Source organism: Mycetohabitans rhizoxinica HKI 454, assembly GCF_000198775.1.
GTDB lineage: Bacteria > Pseudomonadota > Gammaproteobacteria > Burkholderiales > Burkholderiaceae > Mycetohabitans > Mycetohabitans rhizoxinica.
Map to the genome: position 1 here is coordinate 1470648 of NC_014722.1, position 12101 is coordinate 1482748.

Here is a 12101-nt window from a genome sequence, read left to right on the forward strand (position 1 = left end):
TGCGTGCACCAATTGTTTGAAGCGCGTGCCGCAGGCGCCGGAGCTGGTATTGAAGTGCAGGCACTGAGCTACGCAGATTTGAATGCACAGGCTAATCGTCTCGCGCATCGGTTGATCGAGGGGGCACAAGCCCAATGCACGGATGGCGACTTGTGCTCAGTGTTCCCCGGCTCTTGTTGCGCCGGGTTGCCCGTCTGCGAGATCGGGCTTCGTCGGTGGTCGCGGTGGATCGAGTATGAACGAGCCTTCCATGTCATGGGAGGCATCGTGCAGTACGACCGGGGTCAAGGGCCACACTACGCAGGCTGCCTGATGCGCTTCGTCATTTTGCGTGGCTCGCGCCATGTGCGCACCTGATCAAGACGCTCGTCCGTTTGCAGCGGCCGGCACGTCGAAATCGCTCTTGGGCGGCTTGGCATCGAGCAAGCATTGCAGGGCCACGCTCCGGACAGGCTCGCCGTGGCCGGTGCCCTCGTCACCATCGACCGCAAGGGCGAAGCCGTGATTCATCGCGGGCTGCGGTGCGAGGCCGAGGCCAAGGTGCCGCGCACCTTGCAACGGCTACGGTGGGGTCTCGCGGAGGGCGGAGCCACGAACGAAGGAGACGTCGCCGCCGAAGCGCCCAAGGCCGCGAACGTTTCCGATCGGCTAGCGCAGTGGTTGAGCGCGCATCGCACGGCGGTGCTGCAGATCGAAGTTGGCCGGCATCCGCGGGTTGCGCTAGCTGCACTGGTACATAGCCCGGACTGGCCGCAGTCGCCTGCCGCCGTGGCTCTGCGCGCCACACCGCACCAGCCGGGGGCGGCACTCGCGCAGGCAATGAGACTGGTCCAGAGTTACGCTGGCGTGTGAGGCCGTGTCTGGACTACGAGATCAGCCGCTTCTGTCGTTTCCTTGAATTGATGACACGTTCTAGAATAATTACCTCTCTTCTATTGGTCTTTTTCTTGTAGCGCGTTGCGCATCATGCTACACTCGCTGCATGATAATCAGTTTTCGGCACAAAGGGCTTGAAGCCTTGTTTCGCGAGGATTCCACGCGAGGTGTGCAAGCAGCCCACGCGGCCAAACTCCGCCGCATCTTGGCTGCGCTCAACGCTGCCTGTTCGCCGCGAGAATTGGATCAGCCCGGCTATAAATTGCATCTCCTGAAAGGAGACATGAAAGAGCACTGGTCAATATGGATCAACGGTAACTGGCGCGTCACCTTCCGATTCATCGGTGTTGACGTTGAGCTGGTCGATTACCAAGACTATCATTAAGGATTACGACATGATGAAGCATCATCCGCACCCCGGCGAGCTGCTGCGCGAGGACGTGCTGCAACCGCTTGAAATTGACGTGACCGAAGCCGCTGCGCGGCTCGGCTATAACCGCACGTCGCTCTCGCGTGTGCTGAATGGACACTCCGGCATCAGCCCCGATCTTGCCTTGCGCCTGGAACGCGCAGGCGTCAGCACGGCGCGTTTCTGGATGAACCTGCAAACCAATTACGAACTTTGGCAGGCTGAACAGCGCGAACAGCCGCCTGTAAGGCCGTTGCAGTCGAATGACTCCATCCCGGATGCATTAAAAGTGCGATGACCTGGTGGCAGGCGGCGCATCCCTCAAGCGTGAGCAATGGCCGGGCAGTATGATTGGTTCGCCTGGCCGATCTAATCGACTGGAATCGGTTGGGTACGACGATGGTCAAGGTCAAACCATCATCATCGAACGCAACCATGTGCCGGTGGCTCGGATCGTGCCCCCCGAGTTGGGGGTAGCCTCAAAACCCTAGTCACACCTGATGCGTGGAAACCGTATGTGTTCGGGGAGATAAAAGTTTATGATGTTCACTGTCGCCACGGAGAGATGCTTAAGCCAGAACCCACGGCCACTATTGGTTCCATCCTAGCCTGTCAGCTAGACAAATGGGAGAGCCAGCAGGCGCAAAGCCAGAGCCGTATGGGTGCGTATGGGTCCCACCCCGGCACTTTCCCAGGGAGAAATTGAAACGTCGCCCATCGGTGGGCGGTGTAAGTAGCAAGGCGGCAGGCCCTCACGGTCAACAGCACCAGATTGCTCAGACCAGCGTCGCATGAGGGCATGGTGATCGAACCGCGCCAGGGAACTGGTGACCCGGAAATGGCGCCGCTGATGCGATGAAGCTTGGCGCTGTGTAGCACCGCCAGGCTTCATCGCATAACAATCGAAGAATGACAATTACCCAAGAATAACTTTATCCCGTGAGGCAACACGTCGGCCAAGCTGCTTGACGCTATCTAGGCGGCCGAGCAGGGGGTTCGACCGGATCTTTGTCGCCCCAGTTCATCCAATGGCCGCGCACCGTCCGGTAGGTCTCGAACGTGGTTTTTGTGTCGGTGTAATTGGACAGCCGGGCGCGCACCGCGTCCAGATCGTTGCGCGCGGCGAGTTGCGCGGTCTCGGGCGCGCCGCGTGGGTGCCGTCGCGCCCGTCTAAGTGCTCGGGCAATATGAGCGCCTCGGTGTGTCATTAGCGTTAGATATATAACTTATTGAAAAAGTGCGGCGCGTGCAGCAGCGCACATCCACCCAGTCCGCATTGGGCCGCACCTCTGGCCCGATTAGGCGGCCACGCCCGCCGACGCGCGCGCTCAAAAAGACTCCGTGACGCCGTCACCGACATTCGCTTTTTATACAAAGGCTCATGTGGCCGCAGGCCGGTTAGCAAGCATAGTTCAGCCTATAGCCGATCTCGGGCCAGCCGCTTATATTCATCCATTGTTATGGCGCGCACCACATTGTGGCTACCACGTCCGTCCTGAACAATTAACTTTGCTCTGCGTTTGCCTTTATGTGTCCAATGGCCGGCTCGATCGCACTGCGCCGCCGGATCATTGCCCGCAAGCCTCACGTGATACCGCGTCGCAAGCCCGGGTGATAGATTTCACACCGTCGATCGCTACGCCCTTGTAGCCGCGATCGACGACCGTGGTCTGCGGTTGCACCTCGCTCAGGATCGCCGCCTCTCCCTGACTACCAAAGCATCCTTGTGTGTGGTCGTGATCGACACCTTCACGCCAAATTCGTACGGCTTGCACGCTTTTCCGTCGTACATGGACGCCCCTCGGCTTGCCAAGCTCTCAGTAGTTGACAACGCGAGGTAAAGATTGCACCCGTACATTCGGACTCATATTGTGGCCTTTCGCCACAGTCCCTGATGGAATGTGCTGGTTGGCGCCGTAATCGGGTAATCGCAGCAATTTCCCTGATGGGCAGAAAATCGATTTATATAATTTTGCGTATGCTGACGCCGAACGACGAAGTCCTAGACAAGGCAGCACTTGGGCCGCTGTTGAATCGCTAATGTCACAATTACCAGACGATCAATTTCCTTTTGCAAGCACCTATCAAAATTTTATAAGCCGACTTCCCGAGTTAAATGCGGCCGAGCAAGCTGAACTAATTGTGGAACTAGCGTTTCAGTTGCAATACGGAATCCTCGGCGCTAGTCATGTTAATGCAGTAACAACGATCGCTGAATATTATCAAATACTACAGGAATGGGTGCGACGTTTGCCAAAGTTGTACCAAGGTGAGCCGATCGGTGCATTAGCTAATTCAATGTGGGCGCTAAATGCACAAAGGTTTGAGCACTATGTTGAGCTGCGGGACTTGGCACTATTACTGCCAAATCACCAGTTGGGTAACGCACTACGCTACCTGCCGGTCGCGTTGGAGACACTACCGTGGGAACATCACGCGTACGAACTTTCATTGCTTGAAGATGCAGCTCAGCGTGTGATACCTGGACAACGTACACTGGTGGCTGTTGGACTGATCAAAGCTGCTCCAGGAGTGGGCGAAGCTTTATCGAAACGGATGTGGCAACTTGCACTGCACCTGCTCGACGGCGGCAATGAAACGGACATACTCGATGTTTTCCATGAATTGGAAAAAACCGATAGTATATTAGCTCTCGAAGAGAATCCGAGGATAATCTTATATTTGCCAAAACATGCAAAAACAGAAATTAAGGATTTTATCGAGCGCAACCGAATTAGTCAGGCAATTTGCGATGAGTTATTTACCTACCTTGCACAGCGAACTTACTCGTAACTACTGTGATGCTGCTGATAGTTTGTCAGAATCTGAATGGCCAAGACGTGCATCAAGCCCTGAATCGCACCCTCTTGCATGACTAAAATCAAGTCCACATGCGCTTGCTCGAGGGAATTCCGGAGCGTCACGATCTGCGGCTTACCACCCTCGCTATAGGCGACAGCACAGCCCGTCGGAATCTCCTGGATCCGATCAAACGGCAGCTCATCCGCTGATGAACCCTTGCATTGCGGTGATGACACATATAAACTAGTTATATGTCTAGTCATTAGGGATCCGCCATGCATGCTTGGCCTGTACAAGACGCGAAAGCCCGTTTCAGCGAGCTACTTGACGCCTGTGTCAGTGAGGGGCCACAGTTGGTGACCCGTCGCGGCGCAGAAACAGCCGTGCTGGTGCCTATCACGGAGTGGAAACGGCTCAACGCCGCCGCACGCCCTTCGCTGAAAGCCTTGCTGTTGTCCGATTTCAGTCGTGGTGACCTTGACTTGCCACAACGTGGACGGGCGCAGCGTCGCACCACTCTTGCTCTATAAAACCACCGTGTTTCTTTTGGATACGAATATTGTTTCTGAGCTTCGCAAACTTCGCCCGCATGGGGCAGTCGTGTCATGGCTCGAAAGCGTTCCCGACCACGAGCTTTATCTGTCCGCTGTGACACTCGGTGAAATCCAAGCAGGCATCGAAATCACGCGCGAGCAAGACGCCGACAAGGCATCAGCGATAGAAGCGTGGGCCGATCAAGTCAGCGCGACCTACAATGTCTTGCCCATGGATGCTGCGACCTTCCGGATCTGGGCAAAGCTGATGCATCGTCAGTCGAACACAGTTTATGAAGACGCCATGATCGCGGCTAGCGCGCTGATGCACAAACTTATCGTCGCCACGAGAAACGTTCGCGACTTTGAACGCTTTGACGTACCGGTGTTCAACCCATTCGGGAAATGAGTCTACCTACATCTTGATTTATCGAATTTCCAGAAAGGCCGTGGAAATGCTGGACTTGGTTTCTACACGTATTTCAAGATGTCGTAGCGCCAGCCATTTAAAAATGTCGTGTTTTGAGGGTTTATCTTTAATGGGTTACAAATCACGCCGTGTCGAAGAGCGGATCCTGAACGGGCAGGTCACTTACGCCTGTTCCACTGTCCCTGGCAGACCAACGGCCAGGTTTGCGCAGTGGTTGTTGCGCCTGTCTACGCCCGGCAAGATTACGTCCTCAATGTCAGCCTGCGTGAACTCGCGCTGTTTCTTCTTACCCGGTTGACGTTCGTTCCGGTTGCTCCGGGTTGAATCGCCCAAGTGCATTCGAGACGGCGCTTTACCGATCCGGCTGTTATCGCGTTGTGCTTGAATGGCTTGCGCAATTTGCAGCACATGGCTCAAGCGTTTGTGTTCGACAACGGCGCCCTGATCGATTTCAGCCAGCCGGTCATACTGCCTGCTGGGCAACACACGGCCGTCGGCTCGAAGCTCAATGCGGCCATCCGGATACTCCCACACGTCGATATAGCGGTCGATCAGCTTGCGATTCTCTAGCGTGTCATCCAGCAGGTATATGACGCGGTCGTATTGCACCGTGAGCGACTTCGTTACCTTGCGCGGCTCGCGCCAGGTGAGCGCCAAATCAAGGCTCTCGTCAAAGCGTAGCGGCCGATGTGCATCGAAATCGCTCTTCGGTGGCTTCGCGAAGCGTACGTTGTAAGCCGCGATGAAGCAGGGCGCATACGCATTGGCCTGGGCCACCGTGCTGATGCCGCGAAGCCGCATCTCCTTGACCAACCGGTCCTGCAGAGTCAAATGCGCGCGCTCAACGCGCCCCTTGGCCGAACTGCTGTTTGCGCAGAACGTATCGATGTTCAACTCGTACATTGCGCGGCCAAAGTGCGTTACCCGGTTTCCAGTCTTGCCCGGGCTGACATTGCGGAACACGCTTGCCTTGTCGCTGTAGAACGCGCCAGGCTTGCCGTAGCGCTCGATATACACCCGCGTCGCTTCGAAATAGCTGAACGTCGATTCCGTCGTCGTGAAGTGCAAGTGCATCAGCCGGCTCGTCGCATCGTCCACGTACACTAACAGCGTGCATGAGGGCGCTCGGTCTTCGAACCACGCATGCTCGCTGCCGTCAATCTGGATTAGCTCGCCCAGGCACGCGCGCCGTGCCCGCGGCTGGTAAAGCTTCGGCGGACGCTGCCGGCGCGGTATCCACAAGCCGGCCTGTGTCATCAGCCGGCGAACCGTCTCCTTAGCCAGTCCAATGCTGTGGCATTCCCACAACTTCTCGCAGGCCAGTGTTGGCCCAAAATCGGCGTAGCGCTCGCGGATGAGCGTCAGCGCCCGCCGGGCCAGTTCAGTGTCCAGCTGCCGGTTGCCGGGACGGCCACGCTTGCGCGAGGCTAGTCCAGCCGCGCCGCATTCCCGGTACCGGATCACGAGTCGTTCGATCTGCCGTACCGTCAGACCTAGCCGCTCAGCTGCACGCCCGGGCTTGAGCCTGCTATCGACAACAGCCTGTACCACCTTTAGACGATCCAATTCTCGCATATTCAATGTCACCAGTGCTGCTCGATGCATGGTCGGCTCCGTCATCCCACCAGGAACCAGCAAGCATACCGAGGTCCAAACACGACATCTCTAAATGGCTAGAACACGACATTTCTATAAAGCTATTACACGCTAATAATGCGATAAATCACGTTATGTAAACTAATATGCAATGTCCGGCTCGATACACCGCACGGTTATGAGCCGGTTCGGAGCCCGGCGCGAACGTGACACAGATGCACTACACGCGCCGCGGCATCAACACTTCGTAAGGCATTTACCCACTTTAACACGCCCTGGCGGCTTCACGCTGAGTTCACCACCTGCAGGCCCAGCGGCAGCGCAAAATGGTAAATTTTGTTTCGACGGCATGATTTACCTTTGCAATAATGAAGAATTAAAACAAAAATTTGGAAATGCACTGACCGAGTTGATGAGAAATTGTACCGCCGGAAATAATGCAATCGTTTTCAAAGACAGCATTGCCGAAACGATTCTAATTGGTGGAGTGGATGTTGCCGAACATTTTGTCAGCATGTTTAGCAAAATTCCGTGATTAATGAAGGCACACTAGGATTGCATATTGGCATTGGAATGGGCTTACAAATGCCACACATCGATTTCATCGCGTCGCGAGCACGGGTTGTGGGCGCAGCCGAGACCTAAGCAGATCACAAACGCCCTTGGGAATTGAGGGTATCAAGTAACGGCCTGTAGTTCGCAAGCGAAGTCTAAAATGTGCACTCTTACGGAAATTGCTAGCTCCTATTTTTATTTAACCGAGCAACTCAGGCTTATTGCCCACCTATAAAATGGCGGGAGAAAATGAAAGCTGAATTTTATTTTCATGAATTAACTGCGCGCTGCATACCGATTGTTACAGATACAATTGCAAGTGAAAAAATTGCGAAAAAGCATGACTTTGAAGTTGTAAATTTTAATGATTTTGATTTTTCAAATCATCAAAATACTGCACTTATTTTGATTGCAACTTACGAAAGCTATGAAAAATTAAAGTATTTGTGGGACATTTGCAACTCCACGGTGATGCATCTTTCAATGGTTAAGTCAGACTGTTCGCCACAAACCATTGACTATGCCCTAACCAAACTTTTATCAGTGCGCTTTAATGATGCACTAAAAAGGCGTTCGGATGCCTATGCAGATATGCTTTCAACGTATTGCGTTGAACTTGGATCACAAGGCGAAAGTATTTTTTGCCAATTTAGTGAAGAAGTTTTGGTTGTAAATAACTCTGATTGTTTTGACGGCATCCTATTTTTATGCAATAACGCTGATCAAAAAAACAAAATTTCGCACTCTCCTTCAAAAATTTATGGAATGCTGCCCTACCGGAAACAATCAACTAATCATCAAAGATAATATTGCCAAGAAAATCATAGTGGGCGGCATAGACGTGACAGATAAATATTTGGGTTTATTCGGAAAATTTAATCACAACTCTATTGCCATGGAGTTTGCAGTTGGCTGTGCGGATTATGCTGATGGAGTGGATTGGTCAGAAAATGCCTTACTAAACGAAAGTACAGTCGGTGCTTATATTGGCATTGGGATGGGGATACAGATGCCCCATATTGATTTTATTTCCTCTAAAGCAAAGATAATAAATAGATCCTATGTAGCGTGAGAACAGGCAAAGCTTAAGTTGTAAGATTAAGTGAAACAAGGCGAACGCAACGGAGGTTATCATGCGTACAGATCACTTAGCCGGAGTCGATACCGAGAACATAATACTGGCGACGTCACTCGAACTGGCGGGGGCCCAATGGAAAATTGCGCTGCACGACGGACGCAGACAGAGTCCAGCGGTGCACACGGTAAGGGGGGCGCAAGCGGCCATGCGAGTGCAAGCCCTATTGGAGGTGATTGAGCGATACAAGCAGAAATGGTCGCTGCCCCAAGAGGTGCGTGTGGTGGTCAGTTATGAGGCTGGACAGGATGGATTTTGGATCTATAGAGCACTGCGCTCGCGTGGCATGGAGTGTTACGTGATCGATGCGGCCAGTATTCCGGTGGAGCGGCACAGGCGTCGCGCCAAGACGGATCGGCTTGATGCGATCAAGCTGGTCACGAATTTGCGAGCATGGCTGCATGGCGAACGCGACCGCATGCGCGTAGTGCGAGTGCCCTCGCTGCAAGATGAAGCGTCGCGCCAGTTGATTCGTGATCGAGGCCAGTTGCACAAAGAGGTGCTGCAGCACCGCGAGCGTATGCGTAAGTTGTTGATCACGATGGGTTGCTGGGACGGTTTCGATCATAGGACGTTTGCCAAGCGGCTAGCTAGCGGCAAACTGGTTTGTCATGATGGCACGCCGCTGCCCAGCGAGCTGCATGAACGACTGTTACGCGAGACGGCCCGCCTGGCGCTTGCCGAAGAACAACTCGCGGCACTTGAGCGCACACTGCAAGAACGCCTACCGGCACCTGTACGCAAACGCATCGCTTATCTTAGGCACCTCAAAGGTGTAGGCCATATCGGGGCATCGCGCCTGATGCTTGAGTTGTTCTGGCGCGAGTTTGATAACCGGCGGCAGCTGGGCGCCTGCGTAGGCCTGGTCCCGCAGCCCTACGATAGCGGACAGAGCCGGATTGATCAGGGGATCAGCAAGCAGGGAAATAGGCGAGTGCGAACCCAACTCATCGAGATGGCCTGGTGCTGGTTGCGATATCAGCCTAGCAGTGCGCTGGCGCAGTGGTTCAACAAGCGCACGCAGGGCACCGAAGCCAATCGCCGTGCGCGGCGCATTGCGATTGTCGCGCTTGCCAGGCGGCTAGTGATTGCATTATGGCGCTACCTAAAAGACGGCGTGATTCCACAAAGCGCTCAGTTGAAAGGGGCATGAGTAGGCATGGCTCATAGCTGTAGGGTCAACCTCTATTGGAGGGGCTGAACTGAGATATGCCCGTAGGACCGACGGGTTGCTGAACGTAACCGATGATTAGATGGGGCATATCCATCGGACCAGGATGTCCGACTTAGCGCGCATACAGGATGAGGCCGGCCAAATCCGGCGGATAGAAGTGGGTGAGATGTGAATGTCTCACGTGCGCATAATCGGCTCGACCCCACCCGAACGAGCGTTGATATTGCTTGGCTGAAATTTGAGGTATCTGCTTATGGATTGTTTCTTTGCACAAATTCTTGACAACTTTCTACTCATAGAAGTCGGTCCTGAATAAACCGCAGACGCTAGTGCAGTAAGGCTCTGAGGCCAGAATGGTGTTGTGGGATTTGTTGCGCGCAAAGTAAAAATGAGCCACTTCGCGCAAAGTAAATGTGAACCACCTTTCAGTACAGTCAGCCTTTTTCGCGCGAAGGCTGGCGATGCTTCAGAAGGAACAGTGGATGCAAGTCCATGTACTCAAAGCCCAAGGGTTGTCGTTGCGAGAGATCGCGCGGCGCCTGGGCGTGTCTCGCAACACTGTGACGCGTTACTTAGCGTCGCAGGACGTGCCTCGCTACAAGCAGCGTGAACCACGGCCGAGCAAGCTTGATCAGTTTCAGGCGTACATTCTTGAGAGGATGCAAGCGGCCTGGCCCGAGACGATCGCCGCTCCAGCGTTGCTGCGTGAACTGCGCGCGCTGGGCTATGAAGGGCAGCTGCGCAGTATTCAAGCTTTTATGAAGGCGCACAAACCTGTGCCGGCACCTGATCCGCTCGTGCGCTTCGAGACCGAGCCGGGGCGACAGATGCAATGCGACTTCGTCGTATTTCGTCGCGGCGCTGATCCGCTGTACGCGTTCACCGCCACGCTCGGTTTTAGCCGTTGGCGCTGGGCACGCTTTGCCACCAACGAGAAGGCCGAAACGCTGATTGCTTGCCATCACGCTTTATTTGAAACGCTCGGCGGGGTGCCTTGCGAGATCCTGTACGACAACGCCAAGACGATCGTGCTCGAGCGTGATGCGTACGGTAAGGGTGAACATCGATGGCATCCAGGTCTACTCGATCTGGCTAAGCGCTACGGCTTCATGCCCAGACTCTGCCAGCCCTATCGCGCGCGCACGAAGGGCAAGGTCGAGCGCTTCCATCGGTATCTGCGCGGCAACTTTTATGTGCCGCTGTCCAGTTGGCTCAAGCAGTCGGGTATGGTACTGGACGTCGATACGGCCAACGCCGAGGTAGGCAAATGGCTGCGAGACGTTGCAAACCAACGGGTGCACCCGGTCACGGGAGCGCCACCAGCAACGCTTCTCGAAGAGCGCGAACGAGACACGCTGCGCAGCTTGCCCGCGTTTGCAACACAGCTATGGGTAACCACGCCGGTCGGCAGACCGTCGGCACCTTCAGCCATATCGTTGCAGCATCCCTTGTCGGTCTACCAGCAATTGCTGACCGAGGTGCATGCATGAATCTGCAGCAAGAACGTATCGACGATCACTGCCAGAGTTTAAAACTTGAAGGGCTCATGCAACGCTATGTCGCGCTGGCCAGCGACGCCGCGGCCAAGCAGTGGAGCTTCCTCGACTTTCTTGAGCACGTGCTGGCACATGAACGCGAGATACGGCAGGTTCGATCGCGACAGACACTGGTACGCATGGCGGCATTTCCGGCGATCAAGACGCTGGACGATTACGACTACAGTTTCGCTGTGGGCGCTCCGCGCAAGGCCATTGACGAATTAGCCACGCTGCGCTTTATCGAACGTGGTGAGAACGCCGTGTTGCTTGGTCCATCCGGTGTCGGCAAAACGCACCTGGCGATTGCAATCGGATACGCCGCAACACAAGCGGGTATCAAGACCAAGTTCATCACGGCGGCCGATCTCATGTTGCAACTCGAAGCAGCACGGCGCCAGGAACGCTACGACGCCGTACTTCGACACAACGTCCTCGGCCCAAGACTGCTCATTGTCGATGAAATCGGATACTTGCCCCTCTCGGAAGACCAAGCCAGCCACTTCTTCCAGATCGTGGCAAAGCGATACGAGCGCGGTTCAATGATCCTCACCAGTAACCTTGCGTTCACCCAATGGGACGAAACATTCGGGCGCAATGCAACGCTAACTGCGGCCATGCTTGACCGCATCCTGCACCACGCCCATATCATTCAGATCAAAGGAGACAGCTACCGACTTAAACAACAACGAAAGGCCGGCCACGTCCTGGCACCAAAAATGTAACGATTGGCTCACTTTTACTTTGCGCGATCACGCGCGAAGTGGCTCAAATTTCAGATGCGCTTGACAGATTTGCAAGAGGCAGGCATATTGAGGCGAGATTCCTGCAAATTTCGACGAGGTTTGGATGGGTCCGAAGACGCCGGTGCCAGAGGGAGATTTGTTTCGCCAACCGCTGCGCGAGCAGATCAACTTGAAGCATCCGTTGGTTCGTCTGGCTGATCTAATTGACTGGGACCGATTGAACACAGCGATGAGCGCGAGCTTTGTGTCGCAGCGCGGCCGGCCGGCAACGTCGCCGCGTCAAGCTCGTCTGTTGGCTTCTGTTTAGTGC

14 protein-coding genes and 3 pseudogenes are annotated in these 12101 nt (G+C 54.7%); 14 read left to right on the forward strand and 3 right to left on the reverse strand.

All coding sequences use genetic code 11. The annotated features are described in order from the left end of the window. The first annotated feature begins 3 nt into the window (after positions 1–3). The 4 genes and pseudogenes from RBRH_RS21550 (at position 4) to RBRH_RS06860 (ending at position 1583) form a co-directional block, all read left to right on the forward strand. Positions 4–357: a hypothetical protein gene (locus tag RBRH_RS21550; RefSeq protein ID WP_232509277.1), complete on the forward strand. Its 354-nt coding sequence runs from the start codon at positions 4–6 to the stop codon at positions 355–357. Positions 358–420: 63 nt separating this feature from the next. After that, positions 421–816, forward strand: a pseudogene (locus RBRH_RS06850) (chromosome partitioning protein ParB); the annotation flags it as partial. Between the two features lie 166 nt (positions 817–982). Then, entirely contained in the window at positions 983–1261 is a 279-nt protein-coding gene (locus RBRH_RS06855) for a type II toxin-antitoxin system RelE/ParE family toxin (protein WP_041753537.1), read from the forward strand. Continuing rightward, complete coding sequence (locus RBRH_RS06860) at positions 1230–1583, forward strand: HigA family addiction module antitoxin (RefSeq protein ID WP_013435352.1); 354 nt, start codon at positions 1230–1232, stop codon at positions 1581–1583. Before RBRH_RS06855 ends, RBRH_RS06860 begins: the two co-directional genes overlap by 32 nt. 673 nt (positions 1584–2256) lie before the next feature. Here the strand turns inward: RBRH_RS06860 and RBRH_RS19655 are convergent. Both RBRH_RS19655 and RBRH_RS18790 read right to left on the reverse strand, forming a co-directional pair. After that, positions 2257–2493: a hypothetical protein gene (locus RBRH_RS19655; RefSeq protein WP_013435353.1), complete on the reverse strand. Its 237-nt coding sequence runs from the start codon at positions 2491–2493 to the stop codon at positions 2257–2259. Between the two features lie 304 nt (positions 2494–2797). Continuing rightward, positions 2798–3068 (reverse strand): annotated as a pseudogene (locus RBRH_RS18790) (IS5/IS1182 family transposase); the annotation flags it as partial. A gap of 257 nt (positions 3069–3325) precedes the next feature. On the opposite strand from RBRH_RS18790, the gene RBRH_RS06865 reads away from it, so the two are divergent. The 3 genes from RBRH_RS06865 (at position 3326) to RBRH_RS06875 (ending at position 5029) form a co-directional block, all read left to right on the forward strand. Next, positions 3326–4078: a hypothetical protein gene (locus tag RBRH_RS06865; RefSeq protein WP_013435356.1), complete on the forward strand. Its 753-nt coding sequence runs from the start codon at positions 3326–3328 to the stop codon at positions 4076–4078. A gap of 284 nt (positions 4079–4362) precedes the next feature. Next, entirely contained in the window at positions 4363–4617 is a 255-nt protein-coding gene (locus RBRH_RS17160; protein WP_013435358.1) for a type II toxin-antitoxin system Phd/YefM family antitoxin, read from the forward strand. 7 nt (positions 4618–4624) lie between these two features. Next, positions 4625–5029, forward strand: a complete 405-nt coding sequence (locus RBRH_RS06875; protein WP_041754277.1) for a type II toxin-antitoxin system VapC family toxin — start codon at positions 4625–4627, stop codon at positions 5027–5029. Positions 5030–5212: 183 nt separating this feature from the next. Here the strand turns inward: RBRH_RS06875 and RBRH_RS06880 are convergent, their stop codons facing one another. Further along, complete coding sequence (locus tag RBRH_RS06880) at positions 5213–6655, reverse strand: ISNCY family transposase (protein ID WP_232509278.1); 1443 nt, start codon at positions 6653–6655, stop codon at positions 5213–5215. A 142-nt stretch (positions 6656–6797) separates the two neighbouring features. Between RBRH_RS06880 and RBRH_RS18795 the strand changes: the two genes are divergently transcribed. The 7 genes and pseudogenes from RBRH_RS18795 to RBRH_RS06905 all read left to right on the forward strand — a co-directional run. Then, the gene (locus RBRH_RS18795) at positions 6798–7181 is read left to right on the forward strand and encodes a hypothetical protein (RefSeq protein ID WP_013435361.1); all 384 of its coding nucleotides are present in this window, start codon (positions 6798–6800) and stop codon (positions 7179–7181) included. 269 nt (positions 7182–7450) lie between these two features. Then, positions 7451–8008 carry a hypothetical protein gene (locus tag RBRH_RS18800; protein ID WP_013435363.1) on the forward strand — a complete coding sequence of 186 codons (558 nt, stop codon included), beginning with the start codon at positions 7451–7453 and terminating at the stop codon, positions 8006–8008. A gap of 19 nt (positions 8009–8027) precedes the next feature. Beyond that, entirely contained in the window at positions 8028–8273 is a 246-nt protein-coding gene (locus tag RBRH_RS18805; RefSeq protein WP_157864373.1) for a hypothetical protein, read from the forward strand. A 61-nt stretch (positions 8274–8334) separates the two neighbouring features. After that, the gene (locus tag RBRH_RS06890) at positions 8335–9489 is read left to right on the forward strand and encodes an IS110 family RNA-guided transposase (protein WP_013435364.1); all 1155 of its coding nucleotides are present in this window, start codon (positions 8335–8337) and stop codon (positions 9487–9489) included. 476 nt (positions 9490–9965) lie between these two features. After that, entirely contained in the window at positions 9966–11000 is a 1035-nt protein-coding gene (istA, locus tag RBRH_RS06895) for an IS21 family transposase (RefSeq protein WP_332415382.1), read from the forward strand. Then, entirely contained in the window at positions 10997–11770 is a 774-nt protein-coding gene (istB, locus tag RBRH_RS06900; RefSeq protein WP_013435366.1) for an IS21-like element helper ATPase IstB, read from the forward strand. The genes istA and istB overlap by 4 nt, the downstream gene beginning before the upstream one ends. Positions 11771–11894: 124 nt before the next feature. Further along, positions 11895–12071: pseudogene (locus RBRH_RS06905) on the forward strand (IS5/IS1182 family transposase); the annotation flags it as partial. Between the last annotated feature and the right edge of the window lie 30 nt (positions 12072–12101).

Bases quoted from the DNA above. Each gene is read 5' to 3' on its own strand.
- RBRH_RS06865 (WP_013435356.1), top strand. From the start codon at position 3,326: ATGTCACAATTACCAGACGATCAATTTCCTTTTGCAAGCACCTATCAA.
- RBRH_RS06855 (WP_041753537.1), top strand. From the start codon at position 983: ATGATAATCAGTTTTCGGCACAAAGGGCTTGAAGCCTTGTTTCGCGAG.
- istB (WP_013435366.1), top strand. From the start codon at position 10,997: ATGAATCTGCAGCAAGAACGTATCGACGATCACTGCCAGAGTTTAAAA.
- RBRH_RS18795 (WP_013435361.1), top strand. From the start codon at position 6,798: ATGTCCGGCTCGATACACCGCACGGTTATGAGCCGGTTCGGAGCCCGG.
- RBRH_RS18800 (WP_013435363.1), top strand. From the start codon at position 7,451: ATGAAAGCTGAATTTTATTTTCATGAATTAACTGCGCGCTGCATACCG.
- RBRH_RS17160 (WP_013435358.1), top strand. From the start codon at position 4,363: ATGCATGCTTGGCCTGTACAAGACGCGAAAGCCCGTTTCAGCGAGCTA.
- RBRH_RS06880 (WP_232509278.1), bottom strand. From the start codon at position 6,655: ATGCATCGAGCAGCACTGGTGACATTGAATATGCGAGAATTGGATCGT.
- RBRH_RS19655 (WP_013435353.1), bottom strand. From the start codon at position 2,493: ATGACACACCGAGGCGCTCATATTGCCCGAGCACTTAGACGGGCGCGA.
- RBRH_RS06890 (WP_013435364.1), top strand. From the start codon at position 8,335: ATGCGTACAGATCACTTAGCCGGAGTCGATACCGAGAACATAATACTG.